Genomic DNA, 18,051 nt, shown 5'->3' on the forward strand with positions numbered 1-18,051 from the left:
CAGCTACCGACAGGTTGCTCCCGCCGCGGGCGGTGCCGCGGGTCACCGTGCAGTCATCGGGCCGCGTCACGACGCGACCCGATGACTGCGGGGTGACCCTCTGTGCGGCTCAGACCCAGTCGGTGCGGCGCAGCGGGGGCTGCTCGCCGCCGGGCTTGACCGCCAGCACCTGGTCCACACCCATCGCGCCGCCCTCGAAGGCCAGCGCGCAGGCGGCCATGTACAGCCGCCAGACCCGGGCGCGGCCCTCCGTGCTCGCGGCCACCGCGTCGTCCCAGTGCTCCTCGAGCAGGCGCACCCACGCCCGCAGGGTGAGTGCGTAGTGCCGGCGCAGCGCCTCGACGTCGACGACCTCGAGGCCGCCGGCCTCGATGGCGCCGACCATCTCGCCCAGGCCGAGCAGCTCGCCGTCGGGGAAGACGTAGCGGGCGATGAAGCTGTCCTCGCTCCAGCTGGCCTCCCCGGCGTTCCAGGCGATGGCGTGGTTGAGCAGCCGGCCACCGGGCCGCAGCAGCCCGGCGAGCTGGTCGACGTAGGTGCCCAGCCGGGCCCGGCCGACGTGCTCGGCCATGCCGATCGAGCTGATCGCGTCGAAGGGGCCGTCGTCGATCTCCCGGTAGTCCTGCACCCGGATCTCGACCTTGTCGGTCAGCCCGGCCTCGGCCACCCGCTTGCGGGCCAGCGTGGCCTGCTCCTCGGAGATGGTGATGCCCACGACGGTCGCGCCGTACCGGCCGGCGGCGTGGATGGCCATCGAGCCCCAGCCGCAGCCGACGTCGAGCAGCCGGGAGCCCTCGGTCAGGCCCAGCTTGCGGCAGACCAGGTCGAGCTTGGCCTCCTGCGCTGCGTCCAGGCCCACCTCGGGGGTGTCCCAGACCGCGCAGCTGTAGACCATCGACGGACCGAGCACGAGCTCGTAGAAGTCGTTGCCCACGTCGTAGTGGTGGGCGATGGCGGCGGCGTCCCGGCGGCGGGAGTGCCGCAGGCCGTGCCGGCCCAGGTCGGCCTCCTCGGCCGGCGGCGCGGGGTCGGTGCCCAGCCCGCCCAGGCCCGCGACCGTGCGCAGCAGGGCCACCCGCTCGGCGGCGGTCACCGGGCGCATCTGGCCGGTCTCGGACAGCCGTCCCACCGAGCTCAGCGCGGCGAAGGTGTCGAAGACGTCGTCCTCGACGTCGATGTCGCCGGCGACGTACGCGCGCCCCAGCCCGAGCTGCCCCGGCGACCACAGCAGGCGGCGCAGCGCCCGCCTGTTCCGGACGGCGAGCACCGGTGCGCCCGCAGGACCGGCCACCGACCCGTCCCACCCGCGCAGCCGCACCGGCAGCTGCGTGCTCCCCAGGACGGTGCCCAGCACCGTCGCCAACCGGTCCGCGACCGTTCCTCGACCCATCCGACACCATCCGTGCAACTCGTTGCCTGTACCAACGAACGGGACAAGTCGATCACCTACCCGTGCATTCCGCCCGGGTATGCGCGGGGATCCGGGGGAGGGGTCAGCCCCGGTCGACGAGGTCCACGGAGGTGATCCGGTGGACGGCGAACGTGCGCTCCTCGCCGCGGCCCTCGTCGAAGCCGGACAGGAACCCACCGCCCAGGGTGAGCGGCTGGACGGTGCGCCGGCTGCCGGAGCCCTGGGCGTCCACGTAGCCCAGCCAGACCGGCAGCTGCTCGCGCACCGCCCGGGACAGCAGCTCCAGCGTGCTCGCCGTCGTCACCCCCGGGACCTGGCGGGCGGGATCGGTCCGGCGGGCGGCCAGCGCGGCGTCCCCGGCCCGGATCTCCCGGACGGTCGCCTCGACCTCCTCGGCCCGCAGCGGTCGCGGCCCCGCGGCGGGTCGGCCGCCCGGCCGCGCGGTCGCCCGGGGCCGTCCCGGCGGACGGGTGAGGACGGCGCCGCCCGCGGACTCCCCGGCGGGGGCGTAGCCCGCCGTGCGCAGGACGGCGAGCACCTCGTCGGCCGGCAACCCGCTGACCAGCACACCCGGGGCCAGCCGGCGCAGCTCGGCGGGGGCCGACCGCTTGTCCGACAGCACCTGGGAGAGCAGGCCGTGGTCGTCGCTGCGCACGTAGCTCTCGATCGCCCCGACCCGCAGCCGGCCGTGCTGGCGGGCGACGTCGTCGACCAGGTAGTCCAGCGCCTGGGGCACCGGGGTGCGGGAGGCGCGGGCGAAGAAGTCGTGCAGCTCGGACGCCGACCAACCCGAGTCCAGCGCCCGCCGGATGCTGCCCTCGTCCACCCGGAACACCGTGGCCCCGCCCGAGGACTCCACGTCGGCGACGGTGGCCAGCGTGCGGGCCAGCTCGGGGACCAGCGGGCCCGGGGCGACCAGGGACAGGTCGGGCTGGGCCAGCACGTGGTCGACCGGTTCGGGCAGCAGCCCGCGCATGCCGTCGGCCGCGCCCTCCTCGCCGGCGGCCAGCAGCCCGCGCCCGCCCGACGACAGCCGGCCGGCCACGACCACGCCGAGGCGCTCGGCCTCCTCGACCAGGGCCGGCACCAGCGTGTACCGGTCGCCGCGGCGCGGGCTCTGCCAGCGCAGCAGGTCCAGCAGGTCGTCGGTGGCCAGGCCCTCCCCGGCCGGCAGCTCGCCCAGGGTGGTCAGCACCGCCCGGCGCACCGCCGGCACGGTGTGCCGGACGACGTCGGGGGACAGCACGTTCACCGCCTTGCCGGCCGGGTCGCGCTGTCCGACGAGCGCGATGACCCGCAGGGAGTCCAGCCAGCCGGCGGCCAGCAGCGCCCACCGCTCGGGCAGGGGCTGCTCGCGCCAGGTGTCGTACCCGCGGCTGGGCAGCCACTCGTCGCGGTGCGGCCCGCCGAGGTCGAGCAGGCCGGCGGCGTGCGCGACCTCGATGTGGAAGGCGGCCTGGCGCTCGTCGACGCCGAGCGCCTTGGCCAGCCGCTTCTGGTCGCGGATGGCCATGCCGCCGCTGCGCAGCAGGCCCGCCGGGTCCTCCTCGACGGCGGCGAGCAGCTCGCCGACCCGGCCGACGACCTCCAGCGCCGCCCCGGCCGCGCGCCGGTCGGTGACCTCGGGGTCGCGGTGGGTCGTGGTGGGCTCGGGGCGGGTGCGGGTCGGTCCGTAGGGCCGGTCGCCGCGCAGCGCCAGGCCGTACTGGCGGGGCAGCTCCACGGTGGCGGCGTCGACCCGGGTGAGCAGGCCACGGCGCAGCAGCCGCCGCGCGGGGGACTCGTCGGCGGCGTCGGCCCGGGTGGAGTGGTCGACGGGCAGCCGGCCCAGCGGGTTGTCCCGCGCCAGCGCCTCCAGCACCGTGCGCTCCTCGTCGTCCACCGTGGCGAGGTCGCCCTCGACGTCGGCCGGCGGCGGGGTGCGCGGGCGGCCCAGCCCGGCGGGGAACCGGACGGCGCGGCGCACCGGCTCGGGGGCGTGCACGACGTCGTCGCCCCAGAGCAGGGCGCGGGCGGTCAGCAGCTCCAGGGCCGGCTCCACCGGGGCGTCGGGCAGCGCGGCAGCCAGGTCGGCCCGGCTCATGCCGTCGGTCGGGGACAGCAGGACGGCGTCGAGCACCTGCAGGGTGCCGGCGTCGAGCTCGTCGAGCGCCCGGTCCACCGAGACCGGGACGGCCAGGCGGGTGGCCAGACCCACGACGTCCGAGGGAGCCGGGCGGGCGACGTCGGGGCGCAGCGCCAGCAGCGCACCCAGCTGCTCGTCGGAGCGGGTGCGCAGCCACGCGGCCAGCGTGGCGGGAGGGTCGGTGGCCATCTCATCCACGCTACGTCGCGGCGCGGGTGGCAGCATCGGCGCGTGCCCGGCGCCCTGGACGACCCGACCACCCGCACCGACCTCGCGGCCACGCGCGCGGGGGCGCTGCGCTGGCTGGGCGGCGGGGTGATCGCGCTCGTGCTCGCCGTCCTGCTGGGGGTGGCCACCGTGCAGACGGTGTCCTCGGGCGGCCAGCGGCTGCCCTTCGCGGGGCTCGCGGTGGTGGCGCTGGTGCTGGTCGGCCTGGCCGCGCTGGTGGCCGGCGCCGGGTCGCTGCTGCGGGTCACCGCCTGGACCCGCGGCCTGGCCGGCACCCCGTGGCGGACCGGTCGGCTGCGGATCGCCGGGCCCGCCGTCCTGCGGGTGGAGCCCGACGACGGCGGCGAGGACGTCGACCTGCGGCTGCTGTCGACCGCGACCTGGCGCACCCGGGCGGTGCAGCGCCTGGACGCCCAGGAGGTCCGGTTCGCCGCGGTGGGGGAGGGCCGCTGGGTGCTCACCGCCGACGGCCTCGGCACCCTCTACGGCGCCCGGACGCCGTGACCGGCTGGGTCAGCCGCGGACCAGGCGGTCGCGCAGCACGGGCACTCCGTCCCCGGCCAGGTCGGCCAGGGCCACCGGACGGCCGCTGACCGCCAGCGCGAGCGCCTCGGCAGGGCCGGTGACGTCGGCCCCGGCGCCCCAGGACCAGCCGTCGTCGGCGACCAGGTGGAGACCGGCGAGGCGGCCACGGGCCACGAAGCCGGCCCGCACCGCGCGCGGCGTCACCAGGAAGTCCAGCGCCCGCACCCAGTCGTCGAGAGGTGGCGTGCTGGGCCGGTGCAGCGGCAGGGCGATGTCGCGCAGGTGGATGCAGGAGTCGGTGAAGGGACCCAGCGGGCCGATCCCGGGCGGGGAGACGACGTCCCCGCTGTGCTCCCGCAGGATGCCGACGAGCTCGGCGGTCGGCCGGTCGCCGAACGCGCGGGCCACGCGGAACGAGGTCCGCGATGCCCGGCCGCGGTCGCGCACCACCTCGAGGAGGAAGCGCGGGAACGACAGCTCGAGGGCCATCGCGAGGTGCCCGAGCACGTCCCGGCAGCGCCACCCCGCGCACAGCCTGGGCGTGGCGAGCTCGGCGTCGGTCAGCCCGGCGCAGAGGTCCGCCAGGGCGGTCCGGTTGGCCGCGGTCCGGGACTGCACGTCGTCGGTCACCCGGCGACGATGGCGCGCCCGTCCGGTCCGCCGCAAGCGGCCTCAGGCCGGGGGCGCCTCGTCGGCGTGCGCCACGTGCCGCAGCTGACCCCAGATCAGCACCACGAACAGCGCCGAGCCGGCGAAGGCGAACCAGAACGGCCCGGTCACCCCGAACCGCTGGGCCACCAGCCCGCCGATGCCGGCGCCGATCACCAGCCCGCCGAAGGTGCCGACCAGGTTGACGCTGCCCACCCGGCCCTGCAGGTGCCGGGGGACGGCGCGCTGCCGGACGGTCACCGACGTGGTGCCCCAGACGAAGGCGTGCGCGCCGAACACCACGAACACCGGCATGGCCACCCACGGGCTGGTGGTCAGCGCGAGCGCCAGGTGGGTCAGGGTCTCCACGACCAGCCCGACCCGCAGCAGGTTGCCCAGGCTGACCCGGGCGGTGATCCAGCCGTAGGCGGCGATGCCGAGGATGCCGCCGACCGCCTGCGCGGTGGTGACCAGACCGAAGCCGATCTCGCCCAGGCCCAGGCGCTGCGTGGCGTAGAGGACCAGCACCGACCAGGCGGCGCCGAAGGTCAGGTTGAAGCTGAAGATGGTGAGCACGAGCGTGCGGACGGCGGGGTGGTGCCGCACCCAGCGGAAGCCCTCCACGATCTCGGTGTGCACCGGGCCCCGCTCGGTCCGCTCGGCCGGGGGCAGCACGATGCGGGAGACCAGCACGGCGCCCAGCGCGACCAGGACGGCCACCGCGCCGAAGGCCCACGCCGCGCCGACGGTGAACAGCGCCGCGCCCAGCGGTGGCCCGGCGAGCTGGTTGACGGTGATGAAGCCGGTCATCAGCCGGGCGTTGCCCACGGCCAGGTCGTCGCGGTGGACCAGCGTGGGCAGCAGGGTCTGCGAGCTGTTGTCGGCGAACACCTCCGCCGTCCCCAGCACGAACAGTGCGACCAGCACCCCGGCGATCGTCACCAGGTCGGTGGCCACCGCCAGGGTGAGCACGACCAGGACGGCGGCGCGGAGCAGGTCGACCAGCACCACCAGCAGGCGCCGGTCGACCCGGTCGGTCACCGCCCCGGCGAGCAGCCCGAACAGCAGCGGCGGGAGCCACTGCACCCCGGCGGCCAGCGAGACCAGTAACGGGTCGCGGGTGAGCGAGGCGACCAGCAGCGGCCCGGCGGCCAGCGCGATCCCGTCGCCCAGGTTCGACGTCCAGGAGGAGGCCAGCAGCCAGCGGAAGCCCAGACCCAGGCGGGACGGCGCGACGACCTCGCTGATCCGGCTCACGGGGAACCGACCCTAGGCGGCCATCCCGCGGCTGTCGCCCGGGTCCGCCCACGGCCGCGCCTCGGGACCTGACGAGCCCCGCCGGGACCCCGCTCGTTGCGTCCCCGCTGCACCAGGGGTGGCGTGGGGTGTCGCCGGTGGGGTGGGATGCACGGGAAGATGTCCCTCGAGCAGCCCGCAGGCACGAGCGGGCCCGAGCACCGGAGGCGACCGTGGCCAAGAAGAACAGCAAGAACGCGCACCTCGTCGAGCCCACCTGGGGCCAGTCCGAGGACGGCGGCCCGCCGCTGACCGAGCTGGTCAGCGAGATGACCGGCTCGCTGTCGCCCTTCGGCGAGGACCACTCGTTCCCGCTCCCGCCCGAGCGGCTGCGCTACGCCCACCCGACCGACAAGCCCAACCGGGCCGGCGTCCAGCTGCGTCCGGGCGAGCGGGCATGACCGCGCCCGCGCTGCCCTCCTACACCAGCGGGACGTCGACGGTCCCCCTGCTGGGCGACACCATCGGCGCCAACCTGGACCGGACGGCAGCGCGGGTCGGTGACCACGAGGCCCTCGTCGAGTGCGCCACCGGTCGCCGGTGGACCTATCCGCAGCTGGTCGACGACGTCGACGCCTTCGCCCTGGGCCTGCACGCCCTGGGCATCGAGAAGGGCGAGCGGGTCGGCATCTGGGCGCCCAACTGCGCCGAGTGGGTCTTCGTGCAGTACGGCACCGCCAAGCTGGGCGTCGTCCTGGTCAACATCAACCCGGCCTACCGCACGCACGAGCTGTCCTACGTGCTCAAGCAGGCCGGCATCTCCGTGCTGGTCGCGGCACCGGCGTTCAAGACCAGCGACTACCGGGCGATGGTCGCCGAGGTCCGCGGCGACTGCCCGGACCTCCGCGAGGTGCTCTTCCTCGGCGACCCGGCCTGGGACCGCCTGATGGACACCGGGCGGGCCGCCGACCGCGCGCTGCTGGCCGAGCGCGAGACGCAGCTGTCCGCCGACGACCCGGTCAACATCCAGTACACGTCGGGGACGACGGGCTTCCCCAAGGGCGCCACGCTCACCCACCACAACCTGCTCAACAACGGGTTCTTCGTGGGCGAGGGCTGCAGCTACACCGAGGCCGACCGGGTGTGCATCCCGGTGCCGTACTACCACTGCTTCGGCATGGGCATGGGCAACCTGGGCTGCACCTCGCACGGGTCCACCATGGTCATCCCGGCGCCCGGGTTCGACCCCGCGCTGACCCTGCAGGCGGTGCAGGACGAGAGGTGCACGTCGCTGTACGGCGTCCCCACGATGTTCATCGCCGAGCTCGCGCTGCCCGACTTCGCCTCCTACGACCTGTCCAGCCTGCGCACCGGGATCATGGCCGGCTCGCCGTGCCCGGTCGAGGTGATGAAGCGGGTGGTCGACGAGATGGGCATGGCCGAGGTGACGATCTGCTACGGCATGACCGAGACCTCCCCGGTGTCCACCCAGACCGGCGCGGACGACGACCTGGACCGCCGCACCTCCACCGTCGGGCGCACCCACCCGCACCTGGAGAGCAAGGTCGTGGACCCCGAGACCGGCCTGACCGTGCCCCGCGGCACCACCGGCGAGCTGTGCACCCGCGGCTACTCGGTGATGCTCGGCTACTGGGACGAGCCGCAGAAGACCGCCGACGTGCTCGACCCCGCCCGCTGGATGCACACCGGCGACCTCGCGGTCATGGACGCCGAGGGCTACCTCAACATCGTCGGCCGGATCAAGGACATGGTGATCCGCGGCGGGGAGAACGTGTACCCCCGCGAGATCGAGGAGTTCCTCTACTCCCACCCCGACATCGCCGACGTGCAGGTCATCGGCGTGCCGGACCAGAGGTACGGCGAGGAGCTGATGGCCTGGGTGCAGCTGCGGCCCGGCGCGGAGGAGATGACCGCGGCGACGCTCAAGGAGTTCTGCACCGGCAAGCTGGCGCACTACAAGGTGCCCCGCTACGTCAAGGTCGTGGAGAGCTTCCCGATGACCGTGACCGGCAAGGTGCGCAAGGTCGAGATGCGCCAGGTGTCCAGCGCCGAGCTGGGGCTGAGCGAGGTCACGACCGCCTGAGGCGCCTCAGGCCTTCGCGCGGGGGGCCAGGCGGGTGACCGCCTTGGACAGCAGGTTCCCGCCGACGACCCAGACGATCGCCGCGATGAGTGCGTTCACCGTCGCGGCGATCTTCGGGTCGTCGGGGGTGAACAGGTCCCGGGTGAAGCCGCCGAGGTCGTCGCGCACCCCGGCGGTGAACTGCACGATCGGGTTGTCCGGGTTCGCCTCGAAGAGCACGAACACCGCGTAGAGCACGATCAGCCCGCCGACCACCGAGGTGATCAACCGGATCGCCGCGGCGAGGGACGTGACGACGCGGGACGCAGCGGTGCGGGCAGCCATGGGGGCAGCATCCCATCCGCCCCGGAGCGGGGCTACCCGCCGGTAACGTCGTTGCGGGAACTCGGCGGACCGGAACCCGCCCGCGGGCTAGCCTGGGCCGCGGCGACCCGGGTGGGTCGCCGTCCGTGCGTGATGCAGAACGAAGGATCCCCTCGTGCCCAGCGGCAAGGTCAAGTGGTTCAACCCGGAGAAGGGCTTCGGCTTCCTCTCCCAGGAGGACGGGCCCGACGTGTTCGTCCACCGGGACGCGTTGCCGGACGGGACGACGGAGCTCAAGCCGGGCCAGCGGGTGGAGTACGGCGTGGTCGCGGGCCGGCGCGGTGACCAGGCGCTGCAGGTCGTCGTCCTGGACCCGCTGCCCTCGGTCGTGGCCGGCACCCGGAAGAAGCCCGACGACCTGGTGCCGATCATCGAGGACCTGATCCGCCTGCTCGACGGCATCGGCAACGGGCTGCGGCACGGCCGGCACCCCGACAAGCAGGCGGCCGGCAAGGTCGCCTCCGTGCTGCGCGCCGTCGCCAGCGACCTGGAGGGCTGAGCGCTCGGTAGCGCTCAGCTGGTCGGGGCGGCGGCCTCGGCGCGGATGAAGCCGACCGGCCAGGCACCGGACAGCCCACCGCACTCGGAGTCGTCGGAGTCCTCCACGACCACCAGGTAGAACGAGGGCGGGACGACGTCGGAGCTGTTGATGCCGGTGTAGACCGTCGTCCCGTCCTCGACGTCGATCTCCCCGATCGGCGTCTCGAGCTGGTCGTCGTAGACCTGCACGCTCCAGCCCTGGTCGGCGACGGCCTGGCTGACCGTGAGCGCGATCGTGCTGTCCGGTGAGACCTCGACGACCGGCGGCGTGCCCGCGTAGCGCTCGCCGGACCCGTCCAGGCAGTACTGGGTCGGCTGCACCGCGACGTCCTGGGTGCCCGACCGCACGCGCACCGTCGGCGCGCTGTCGGTCGAGCTCTCGGCGTCGCTGCTGCCGCCGGCGTTGCAGCCGGCCAGCAGCGCCAGGACGGCGATGCCCCCGGCGACGGTCGTCCGTGCGCTGCTCATGTCCACTCCTGGGCCGGCGTCGTCCCGCGTCCCCGGGCGGGGCGGCGGTGCCCCAGCCAAGCAAGCAGACCTGTGGCCACCACCAGCAGCCCCGCGGTCACCCCGAAGGCGAGCATCGGCCGGTCGGCGGGCAGCGCGATGCCCAGCGCGCCGCCGAGCACCCAGGCCAGCTGCAGCAGGGTCTCCGAGCGGGCGAACGCCGAGGCGTGCTGGGCGCCGGGCACGTCGCGCTGGATGATCGCGTCCAGCGAGACCTTGCCCAGCCCGGCCGCCAGCGCCGAGACGCCGGCGGTGACCGCGAACAGCGCGATGGAGAAGAACCCGGTCGCCACCGCGGCGGTGGCGACGGCGGCGACGGTGGCCCACAGCACCAGCACGTCGGGGGTGGCCCTGTGCAGCCGGGAGCCGATGCCGGTCCCCAGGAAGCTGCCCAGCCCGGCCGCGCCGGCGATCGCGCCGAGGGCGGCGGTCCGCTCCCAGCCGCCGGGCACCTGCGCCTGGACCAGGAACGCCGCGTAGATGGTGAGGAAGCCGCCGAGCACCCGGAGCAGCGCGGCGCTGCGCAGCGCGTCGACCACGGCCTGGCGCACCGGACGCCGGCGCCGGCCGCCGACCGGGATCTCCATGGTCGTGGTCAGCAGGTCCGAGGACTCCTCACCGGCCGGGACGTCCACGTGCCGCGGCAGGCGCACCGCGAGCACCGCCGCGCCGAGGAAGACCGCCGCGATCGTCCACAGCAGCGGCGGGAAGCCGGCCACCAGCGCGACGCCGGCGCCGACCCCGCCGAACACCCCGGAGGTGACCAGGCCGAAGACCGACGTGCGGGCGTTGGCGCTGGTCAGCGACATCGTCGGGGGAAGCACCCGCGGGATGACCGCGGCCCGCAGCACGTTGAGCGCCTTGGACAGCACCAGCACCCCGAGCGCCGCCGGGTACAGCCACAGCCCGTCGTAGTTGGCCGCCATCACCAGCGCCAGCACCGCACGGCCGGCCAGGCTGGCGGCCATCGCCCACCGGCGGCCGCGCTGCAGGCGGTCCAGCAGCGGACCCAGCAGCGGCGCGACCACCGCGAACGGCGCCATCGTGACCAGCAGGTACAGCGCGACGTTGCCGCGCTGGGCGTCGGAGGAGGCGGCGAAGAACAGCGTGCCGGCCAGCGAGACGGCGATCATCGCGTCGCCCGCGGCGTGCAGCGCGTTCACCCACAGGAGGTGGGACAGCCCGCTGTCCCCGGCGCCGTCGGCCCGGCTGGCCGCGTTCACCCGGCGGACGGCGGCGACCGTCAGCTCGCGGGACCGGCGCGCGGCCACCCGGGTCACGGTGATCTTCGGCGGCCGGGCGCCCAGCCCCGGCGGGGGCACGGGCGCGGTCGGTGCGGCGCCGGCCGGACGGGTGTCCTGCGGGGGCGGTGGTGCCGGGCGCCAGGTCCGCGGGCGCGCCGGGTCCGCCGAGGCGGTCACCACGGTGGGGGAGTCGTCCCCGGCCGGCGCGGACGCCTGCGGCATCGGACGGGTCTGCGAGCGCGGCACGTGCAGCGGACCGGTGCGCTCCCGGTCGGCGTCCGCGCGCCCCGACCGGCCCCAGCGCCGGGCACGGCTCACCGGTGCCGGCCCGCCCGCCCGCTCGACCGCTCGCTCACCCGACCATCGTGCCCCACCCGCGGGTGGCACCCGCGCGCCTGTCGCAGACCCACGGGTGCGATGTGAGGCACCATGGGAGGCGTGTCCGCTCCCGATCCCGCTCCCGTGACCGCACCCGAGACGTCCTCGGTCGACGTCCTGACCGCGGCCGTCGAGACCGCGCGGACCGCCGCGGTCGAGGTCGCCGGGCTCGCCGCCGAGGTCGGGGAGCACCTGGGGACCTCCCGCGAGGCGGTCCCGGACCCCGCCCTGCTGGGCGAGGTCCTCACCCACACGTTCGCCGCCCAGCTGCCCGGCTACGTCGGCTGGCACTGGGCCGTCACCCTGGCCCACGTCCCCGGCGACGAGCACGTCACCGTCGACGAGGTCGTCCTCCTGCCCGGCGAGGACGCGCTGCTCGCGCCGTCCTGGGTGCCGTGGCACGAGCGGATCCGCCCCGGCGACCTGTCGGTCGGCGACGTCCTGCCCGTCACCGAGGACGACCCCCGCCTCGTGCCGTCCTACCTGGCCGACGACGACTCGGCGTCCGACCCCGCAGGCATGGTCGTGGCCCAGGAGATCGGCATCGGCCGCGAGCGCGTGCTGTCCGCCGAGGGACGACGGGAGGCCCTGGCGCGCTGGAGCACCGGCGAGTGGGGCCCCACCGCCGCCATCGCCCGGCACGCCCCCGGGTCCTGCGGCGACTGCGCCTTCCTCATGCCGCTGGCCGGGTCACTGCGCCTCGAGCTCGGCGTCTGCGCCAACGCCTACGCACCCTCCGACGGCCACGTCGTCACCACCGACCACGGCTGCGGCGCGCACAGCGAGGCCAGCGTGGTGCCGGTCGACACCACCGAGATCACGAACATCCCGCTCTACGACACGCAGGCCTACGACAGTATTTGATGTCGTCCTTCGGACTCCCACCGCGGCCAGGGGGGCTGGGCACTCTGCGCTGAGCCCTCCCTTGCACCGCCTCGGGGAGGGGACGCTCGTGCCTCGGCCCCCCCGCCTCGGCGGTGACCCTTCGCTGCGCTCAGGGTCCGTATCCGGGGTGTGGTGTGGGTTGTGCTGCTCTCAGCGCTGGTGCTGCCAGCGCATGAGGGCTATGCCCAGGACGGCCAGGACGAGGCCGCAGAGGCAGGTCCAGGTCCAGACGCGGTCGACGCGGTCGCCGAGGAGGAGGACGACGACCAGACCCAGGGCCCAGAGCGCCGCGCCGACGAGGACGACGCGCCTGGTCTCCACGCGGAGCGGGGGAGGGGACGGGCGGGTCGGGGCGGGCACCGGACGAATGTAATCGAGCAGAGACCTGCGCACGGCCCCGCGCGTGGCACCCTGTCGCAGTGCCGGACGACATCGAGACCACCGACGCGACCCCGACGGGCGCCACCAAGCGCCGCAGCCAGGGGCCGAAGGTGAAGCCCAAGAACGGGCTGGACCGCTACTTCTCCATCAGCGAGCGGCGCTCCACCGTGGGCCGCGAGGTGCGCGGCGGGTTCGTCACGTTCTTCACGATGGCCTACATCGTGGTGCTCAACCCGATCATCCTGTCCGGCGCGGACATCAGCGGGAACACCCTGGACTTCGGGTCCGTCGCCGCGGTCACCGCGCTGGTCGCCGGCGTGCTGACCATCGCGATGGGCATCGTCGGCCGGTACCCCTTCGCCCTCGCCGCCGGGCTCGGCATCAACGCCGTCGTGGCGGCCTACGCGGCCACCCAGCTGAGCTGGCCCGAGGTCATGGGCCTGGTCGTCCTCGAGGGCCTGCTGATCACCGTCCTGGTGCTCACCGGGTTCCGCAAGGCAGTCTTCGAGGCCATCCCCGACCAGCTCAAGACGGCCATCGCGGTCGGCATCGGGTTCTTCATCGCGCTCATCGGGCTGGTCGACTCCGGCTTCGTCCGCCGCGCGCAGACCGGCACCGTGCCGATCACCTTCGGCATCGACGGCAGCCTGGCCAGCTGGCCGCAGCTGGTCTTCGTCGTCGGGCTGCTGCTCACCGCGGTGCTCGTCGTCCGCAAGACCCGCGGCGCCCTGCTGATCGGGCTGGTCGCCACCACCGTCCTGGCCGTCGTCATCGAGGCGATCGCCAAGGTCGGACCGACCTTCCTCGACGACGGCAGCGTCAACCCCAAGGGCTGGGCGCTGCAGGTGCCCACGCTGCCCGACCAGGTCGTCGGCCTGCCCGACTTCTCCCAGATCGGCCAGTTCTCGCTGTTCGGCGGGTTCTCCCGGATCGGCGTCGTCGCCGCGCTGCTCATCGTCTTCGCGCTGATGCTGGCCGACTTCTTCGACACCGTCGGCTCGGTGACCGCCGTCGGCGCCGAGGCCGGGCTGCTCGACGAGCACAACAACCTGCCCCGCTCGCAGCCGGTCCTGCTGGTCGACTCGGTCGCCGCGGCCGCCGGTGGGCTGGCCAGCGTCTCGTCCAACACGACCTACGTGGAGTCCACCGCCGGCGTCGCCGACGGTGCGCGCACCGGCTTGGCCAGCGTGGTGACCGGTGCGTTGTTCCTGGTGGCGACGCTGTTCTCGCCGCTGGTGGACGTCGTCCCCTCCGAGGCGGCCTCGCCGATCCTGGTGATCGTCGGCGCGCTGCTCATCGCCCAGGTGAAGAACCTGCACTGGGACGACCTGACCCTGGCGATCCCGGCGTTCCTGACCATCGCGCTGATGCCGTTCACCTACTCGATCACCAACGGCATCGGTGCCGGCACGGTCAGCTACGTGGTGCTGATGGCGGCCACCGGCAAGGCGCGGCGGGTGCACCCGCTGATGTGGGTGGTCGGCGTGCTCTTCGTGGTCTACTTCGCGATCGAGCCGGTGCAGCAGCTGTTCTGAGCCGCCGGCCCGCGGGAGTATGCTTACCGGGGCTAATCAACGGGTGGAGTGACACGTGGCGCGGACGACGCTGGACACCGCCGCGCTCGCGCACGACCTGCGCCTGGCGGTGATGCGCTTCTCGCGTCGGCTGCGCAACCAGCGGGTGGACACCTCGGTCACGCTGACCCACCTCGCCGCGCTGTCCACGCTCAAGCGGCACGGCGCGATGAGCCCGGGTGAGCTGGCCGGCCACGAGCGGGTCCAGCCACCGTCGATGACCCGGGTGGTCGTCGCGCTCGAGGGCAAGGGGCTGGTCTCCCGGACGCCGCACCCCACCGACCGCCGGCAGGTGGTCATCGACCTGACGCCGGCCGCGGAGGCCCTGCTGACCGAGGAGGCCCGGGCCCGCGAGGCGTGGCTGTCGGGTCAGCTGCACGCCCTCTCGCCCGAGGACCGGGCGACCCTGCGGGAGGCTGCCCGCATCATGGACGACCTCGCCTCCGGGTGAGGGTGGAGGCGACACACCACGGCTGAACCGACCAGCACCGCGCCCCGCCGGGCGGGCATGTTCCGTGCCCTCGCCGTGCACAACTTCCGGCTCTACGTCGGCGCCAACCTGGTCTCGATGACCGGCACCTGGATGCAGCGGATCGGCCAGGACTGGCTGGTGCTGCAGCTGTCGGGGGGCAGCGGCACCGCGCTCGGCGTGGTCACCGCGCTGCAGTTCGCGCCCACCCTGGCGCTGAGCTTCTACGGCGGGCTGCTCGCCGACCGCTACGACAAGCGCCGGATGCTGATGGTCACCCAGGCCGTGCTCGGCGTCCTGGCGCTGGCCCTGGCGGTGCTGGTCGCCACCGGCGGCATCGCGCTGTGGCAGGTGTTCGCCCTCGCCCTCGCGCTGGGGGTGGTGAGCTCGCTGGACACCCCGGCCCGGCAGTCGTTCGTGTCGGAGATGGTCGGCCCCGCGCTGCTGGGCAACGCGGTGAGCCTGAACTCCACGGTGTTCAACGGCGCCCGGCTGGTCGGGCCTGCCGTCGCCGGCGGCGTGATCGCGGCCTCGGGCGGCAACACCGCACCGGCGTTCTTCGTCAACGCCGCCAGCTTCGCGGCGACCATCGTCGCGCTGGCCCTGATGCGGGACGCCGAGCTGCAGCACAGCGTGCCCGTGGCCCGCGCCCGCGGACAGCTGCGGGCCGCGCTGAGCTACACCCGGGCCCACCCGGACCTGCAGCTCGCCATGGTGCTGGCCTTCGTGGTCGGCACCTTCGGCTTCAACTCCCAGATCACCATCGCGCTGATGGCGCGCGAGGTGTTCGGGCTGGGTGCCGGCGCGTTCGGCCTGCTGTCCACGGCGTTCGCGGTGGGCTCGCTGAGCGGGGCGCTGGTGTCCACCCGGCGGGATGCCCGCCCGCTGCAGCGGTTCCTCCTGCTGGCCGCGATCGCGTTCGGCGCGCTCACCGTGGTCAGCGGGCTCATGCCCACGCAGTGGTCCTACGCCCTGCTGCTGGTGCCCTGCGGGGCGGCCGGGCTGGTGTTCAGCGTCGCCTGCAACAGCTTCGTGCAGCTGGGGGTCGAGCCCCAGATGCGCGGCCGGATCCTGGCGCTGTACTTCATGTGCTTCATGGGCGGGACGCCGGTCGGGGCGCCGCTGATCGGGTGGATGTCCCAGCACCTGGGTGCCCGGTGGGGCCTGGTCTCCAGCGGGTTGGTCGTCGTCGTGGTCGCCGCCGCCGTGGGCGCCGTCCTGTCCCGCGGCCGGCACGTGCGGGTCGAGGCGCACGTGGCCCCGCCCAGCGTGCGGCTGCACGTGGACCCGCTGCCGGTCGCCGCCGTCGCCCCCGCGCGGGTGGCGCCCGCGGTGGAGGAGGCCGACGCCGAGGCGCCCGGGGCGTCGACCGCAGCACGGCGCTGACCCGCCGTTGTGGCGGGGGTCACCGGTGTCCTACGGTTCGGGGGTGGCCTCCGCCGTCCTGACCGCCTGGTGGGCCCAGCTCGCCGCCGTCGTCGCCATGACCGTGGGTGCCGCCTGGCTGATGGACCTGAGCCTGCGGGCGTTCACCGGCACGCTGCGCCGCCCGCGCCGCCGCCGGCGCCCGGTGCGCCCGGCCCGGGTCGCGGCCCGTCGTCCGGCGCGTCGTCCGGTCCCCGTCGCGGTGCCTGAGCGCCGGTCGGTGCAGGCGATCGCGGCCGACCTCCGCCGGCTGCGCCGCGAGCTGGCCCTGGTCTCGATCGGGTCCGCCGCCCACCGGGCCGGCGTCCTCGCCGCCTACGACGACGTGCTGGTCGAGGCCGCCCGGTCGCTGGAGGTGGCCCACCGGCTGCCGGAGACGTGCCCCGGCGAGGAGCGCGAGGTCGAGCGGCTGCGGCTGGCCGCCGCCCTGGCCGACACCGGCCTGGTGATCAGCGACCGCCAGGACCGCGGCTGAGCGTCGGTCGGCTCTTCCTCGGCGTCGCCCCGCCCGCTGCGGCGGTCGCGGCGCTGGTCGCCGCGGTGGACCGCGTCCGCGACGACCCGGGAGCGCCGCGCTGGTCCGCGCCGACCGACCTGCACGTGACGCTGGCGTTCCTGGGCGACGTCCCGCGGGCCGGGTTGTCGGGCCTGCTGCCGGCGCTCGGTCCGGCCGTCGCCGGGTCGCCGCCGGTCACGCTGCAGCTCACCGGGGCCGGCCGGTTCGGCAGCCGACGCCCGCGGGTGCTGTGGGCCGGGGTCGGCGGGGACGTCGACGCGCTCACCGTGCTCGCCGACCGGCTGGCCGCGGCCGCCCGGCACGCGGGGGTACCGGTCGACGAGCGGCCCTTCCGGCCGCACCTGACCCTGGGCCGCTGGCCCGGTGCCGGGACGCCGGACGCTGCCCTGGTCGACCGGCTGGCCGGTGACCACGGGCCGGCCTGGCCGGTGACCGAGGTGGTGCTGTGGCGGTCACCGCCCGGCCGGCCCTACGAGCGGGTCACCGGCTGGCCCTCACCTCACCAGGCGTAGTCCTCCGGCGCGGTCTTGTGGCCCGGGAAGACCTCGTCGAGGGCGGCGAGCTGGGCGTCGTCCAGGCTGATCTCCACCGCGGACAGCGAGGACTCGAACTGCTCCATCGTGCGCGGGCCGATGATCGGCGCGGTGACCGCCGGCCGGCTGAGCAGCCAGGCGATGCCGACGTCGGCGGGGGAGAGACCCCACCCGCCGCACAGGTCCTCGTAGCGCTGCAGCTGCGGCCGGACCTCCTCGACCCGCTTCTGGTTCCGCTCGCTGGTCCGCCGGTTGCCCTCCTGCTTGGCCAGCACCCCGGCGAGCAGGCCGCCCTGCAGCGGGCTCCACGGGATGATCCCGATGCCGTAGTGCTCGGCGGCCGGGATCACCTCGCGCTCGATGTCGCGGACCAGCAGGTTGTAGATCGACTGCTCGCTGACCAGGCCGGTGAAGTGCCGGTTGCGGGCGGCCTCCTGCGCGGCGGCGAGCTGCCAGCCGGCGTGGTTGGAGGACCCGACGTAGAGCACCTTGCCCTGGGCGACGAGGGTCTCGCAGGCCTGCCAGATCTCCTCCCACGGCGTCCTCAGGTCGACGTGGTGGAACTGGTAGAGGTCGATCCAGTCGGTCTGCATCCGCTGCAGGGAGGCGTCGCACGCCCGCACCAGGTTGCGGGCGGACAGGAAGGTGTCGTTGGGCCAGTCGGTCATCGAGCCGTAGACCTTGGTGGCCAGCACCGTCTTCTCCCGGCGCTGCCCGCCCTGGGCGAACCAGGTGCCGAGGATCTCCTCGGTGCGGCCCTTGCCGGCGGCGAAGCCGTAGACGTTCGCGGTGTCGAAGAAGTTGACGCCCTCCGCGTGGGCGCGGTCCATGATCGCGTGGGAGTCGGGCTCGGAGGTCTCGGGACCGAAGTTCATCGTGCCGAGGCACAGCCGAGAGACCGACAGTCCGCTGCGGCCGAGGTGGGTCTGTTCCATGCCTCCCACACTGGCACCCTGGG

Annotated in this window: 19 protein-coding genes; 10 read left to right on the forward strand and 9 right to left on the reverse strand. The window is 74.7% G+C overall.

The features are described 5' to 3' along the window. Window positions 1–109: 109 nt before the first annotated feature. On the reverse strand, window positions 110–1,390 hold the full coding sequence (locus UXQ13_RS01095) for a cyclopropane-fatty-acyl-phospholipid synthase family protein (RefSeq protein WP_336391638.1): 1,281 nt from the start codon (window positions 1,388–1,390) through the stop codon (window positions 110–112). A gap of 103 nt (window positions 1,391–1,493) precedes the next feature. Continuing rightward, window positions 1,494–3,725: a helicase C-terminal domain-containing protein gene (locus tag UXQ13_RS01100; protein ID WP_336391639.1), complete on the reverse strand. Its 2,232-nt coding sequence runs from the start codon at window positions 3,723–3,725 to the stop codon at window positions 1,494–1,496. A gap of 42 nt (window positions 3,726–3,767) precedes the next feature. Between UXQ13_RS01100 and UXQ13_RS01105 the strand changes: the two genes are divergently transcribed. Further along, complete coding sequence (locus UXQ13_RS01105) at window positions 3,768–4,268, forward strand: hypothetical protein (protein WP_336391640.1); 501 nt, start codon at window positions 3,768–3,770, stop codon at window positions 4,266–4,268. Between the two features lie 9 nt (window positions 4,269–4,277). On the opposite strand, the gene UXQ13_RS01110 is transcribed toward UXQ13_RS01105, so the two are convergent. Then, on the reverse strand, window positions 4,278–4,919 hold the full coding sequence (locus tag UXQ13_RS01110) for a maleylpyruvate isomerase family mycothiol-dependent enzyme (RefSeq protein WP_336391641.1): 642 nt from the start codon (window positions 4,917–4,919) through the stop codon (window positions 4,278–4,280). Window positions 4,920–4,961: 42 nt separating this feature from the next. Beyond that, complete coding sequence (locus UXQ13_RS01115; protein WP_336391642.1) at window positions 4,962–6,194, reverse strand: MFS transporter; 1,233 nt, start codon at window positions 6,192–6,194, stop codon at window positions 4,962–4,964. 212 nt (window positions 6,195–6,406) lie between these two features. Between UXQ13_RS01115 and UXQ13_RS01120 the strand changes: the two genes are divergently transcribed. Continuing rightward, the gene (locus UXQ13_RS01120) at window positions 6,407–6,634 is read left to right on the forward strand and encodes a hypothetical protein (protein ID WP_225234487.1); all 228 of its coding nucleotides are present in this window, start codon (window positions 6,407–6,409) and stop codon (window positions 6,632–6,634) included. Further along, window positions 6,631–8,277 carry an AMP-binding protein gene (locus tag UXQ13_RS01125; RefSeq protein ID WP_336391643.1) on the forward strand — a complete coding sequence of 549 codons (1,647 nt, stop codon included), beginning with the start codon at window positions 6,631–6,633 and terminating at the stop codon, window positions 8,275–8,277. Before UXQ13_RS01120 ends, UXQ13_RS01125 begins: the two co-directional genes overlap by 4 nt. A 6-nt stretch (window positions 8,278–8,283) precedes the next feature. Here the strand turns inward: UXQ13_RS01125 and UXQ13_RS01130 are convergent, their stop codons facing one another. Further along, a complete protein-coding gene (locus UXQ13_RS01130) occupies window positions 8,284–8,601 on the reverse strand; it encodes a hypothetical protein (protein ID WP_225234489.1) in 318 nt (105 codons plus the stop codon). Between the two features lie 154 nt (window positions 8,602–8,755). On the opposite strand from UXQ13_RS01130, the gene UXQ13_RS23730 reads away from it, so the two are divergent. Next, window positions 8,756–9,139 carry a cold-shock protein gene (locus UXQ13_RS23730; RefSeq protein ID WP_455428460.1) on the forward strand — a complete coding sequence of 128 codons (384 nt, stop codon included), beginning with the start codon at window positions 8,756–8,758 and terminating at the stop codon, window positions 9,137–9,139. A gap of 14 nt (window positions 9,140–9,153) precedes the next feature. On the opposite strand, the gene UXQ13_RS01140 is transcribed toward UXQ13_RS23730, so the two are convergent. Together UXQ13_RS01140 and UXQ13_RS01145 are read right to left on the reverse strand one after the other, a co-directional pair. Continuing rightward, on the reverse strand, window positions 9,154–9,648 hold the full coding sequence (locus tag UXQ13_RS01140) for a DUF2771 family protein (protein ID WP_336391644.1): 495 nt from the start codon (window positions 9,646–9,648) through the stop codon (window positions 9,154–9,156). Further along, a complete protein-coding gene (locus UXQ13_RS01145; protein WP_336391645.1) occupies window positions 9,645–11,249 on the reverse strand; it encodes an MFS transporter in 1,605 nt (534 codons plus the stop codon). The genes UXQ13_RS01140 and UXQ13_RS01145 overlap by 4 nt, the downstream gene beginning before the upstream one ends. Window positions 11,250–11,393: 144 nt before the next feature. On the opposite strand from UXQ13_RS01145, the gene UXQ13_RS01150 reads away from it, so the two are divergent. Next, window positions 11,394–12,173, forward strand: a complete 780-nt coding sequence (locus tag UXQ13_RS01150) for a DUF3027 domain-containing protein (protein WP_336391646.1) — start codon at window positions 11,394–11,396, stop codon at window positions 12,171–12,173. A 171-nt stretch (window positions 12,174–12,344) separates the two neighbouring features. Here the strand turns inward: UXQ13_RS01150 and UXQ13_RS01155 are convergent, their stop codons facing one another. Beyond that, entirely contained in the window at window positions 12,345–12,554 is a 210-nt protein-coding gene (locus UXQ13_RS01155) for a DUF2530 domain-containing protein (protein WP_336391647.1), read from the reverse strand. A gap of 59 nt (window positions 12,555–12,613) precedes the next feature. Between UXQ13_RS01155 and UXQ13_RS01160 the strand changes: the two genes are divergently transcribed. Genes UXQ13_RS01160 through thpR form a run of 5 tightly spaced genes read left to right on the forward strand, consistent with a single transcriptional unit; the run spans window position 12,614 to window position 17,072 of the window. Next, on the forward strand, window positions 12,614–14,110 hold the full coding sequence (locus tag UXQ13_RS01160; protein ID WP_225234494.1) for an NCS2 family permease: 1,497 nt from the start codon (window positions 12,614–12,616) through the stop codon (window positions 14,108–14,110). Window positions 14,111–14,165: 55 nt separating this feature from the next. Continuing rightward, window positions 14,166–14,600 carry a MarR family winged helix-turn-helix transcriptional regulator gene (locus tag UXQ13_RS01165; protein WP_225234495.1) on the forward strand — a complete coding sequence of 145 codons (435 nt, stop codon included), beginning with the start codon at window positions 14,166–14,168 and terminating at the stop codon, window positions 14,598–14,600. Window positions 14,601–14,657: 57 nt separating this feature from the next. Then, window positions 14,658–16,004, forward strand: coding sequence for an MFS transporter (locus UXQ13_RS01170; RefSeq protein ID WP_336391648.1), 1,347 nt, complete (start codon window positions 14,658–14,660; stop codon window positions 16,002–16,004). A 43-nt stretch (window positions 16,005–16,047) separates the two neighbouring features. Then, complete coding sequence (locus UXQ13_RS01175; protein WP_336391649.1) at window positions 16,048–16,518, forward strand: hypothetical protein; 471 nt, start codon at window positions 16,048–16,050, stop codon at window positions 16,516–16,518. Beyond that, a complete protein-coding gene (thpR, locus tag UXQ13_RS01180; RefSeq protein ID WP_380095868.1) occupies window positions 16,515–17,072 on the forward strand; it encodes an RNA 2',3'-cyclic phosphodiesterase in 558 nt (185 codons plus the stop codon). Before UXQ13_RS01175 ends, thpR begins: the two co-directional genes overlap by 4 nt. On the opposite strand, the gene UXQ13_RS01185 is transcribed toward thpR, so the two are convergent. Then, window positions 17,060–18,028: an aldo/keto reductase gene (locus UXQ13_RS01185; protein WP_225234499.1), complete on the reverse strand. Its 969-nt coding sequence runs from the start codon at window positions 18,026–18,028 to the stop codon at window positions 17,060–17,062. The two genes, thpR and UXQ13_RS01185, sit on opposite strands and share 13 nt — an antisense overlap. Between the last annotated feature and the right edge of the window lie 23 nt (window positions 18,029–18,051).

The organism is Klenkia terrae, assembly GCF_037083865.1.
GTDB lineage: Bacteria > Actinomycetota > Actinomycetes > Mycobacteriales > Geodermatophilaceae > Klenkia > Klenkia terrae.

Coding starts and splice junctions, on each gene's coding strand:
- UXQ13_RS01130 (WP_225234489.1), bottom strand. CDS start 8,601: ATGGCTGCCCGCACCGCTGCGTCCCGCGTCGTCACGTCCCTCGCCGCG.
- UXQ13_RS01170 (WP_336391648.1), top strand. CDS start 14,658: ATGTTCCGTGCCCTCGCCGTGCACAACTTCCGGCTCTACGTCGGCGCC.
- UXQ13_RS01140 (WP_336391644.1), bottom strand. CDS start 9,648: ATGAGCAGCGCACGGACGACCGTCGCCGGGGGCATCGCCGTCCTGGCG.
- UXQ13_RS01185 (WP_225234499.1), bottom strand. CDS start 18,028: ATGGAACAGACCCACCTCGGCCGCAGCGGACTGTCGGTCTCTCGGCTG.
- UXQ13_RS01100 (WP_336391639.1), bottom strand. CDS start 3,725: ATGGCCACCGACCCTCCCGCCACGCTGGCCGCGTGGCTGCGCACCCGC.
- UXQ13_RS01095 (WP_336391638.1), bottom strand. CDS start 1,390: ATGGGTCGAGGAACGGTCGCGGACCGGTTGGCGACGGTGCTGGGCACC.
- UXQ13_RS01125 (WP_336391643.1), top strand. CDS start 6,631: ATGACCGCGCCCGCGCTGCCCTCCTACACCAGCGGGACGTCGACGGTC.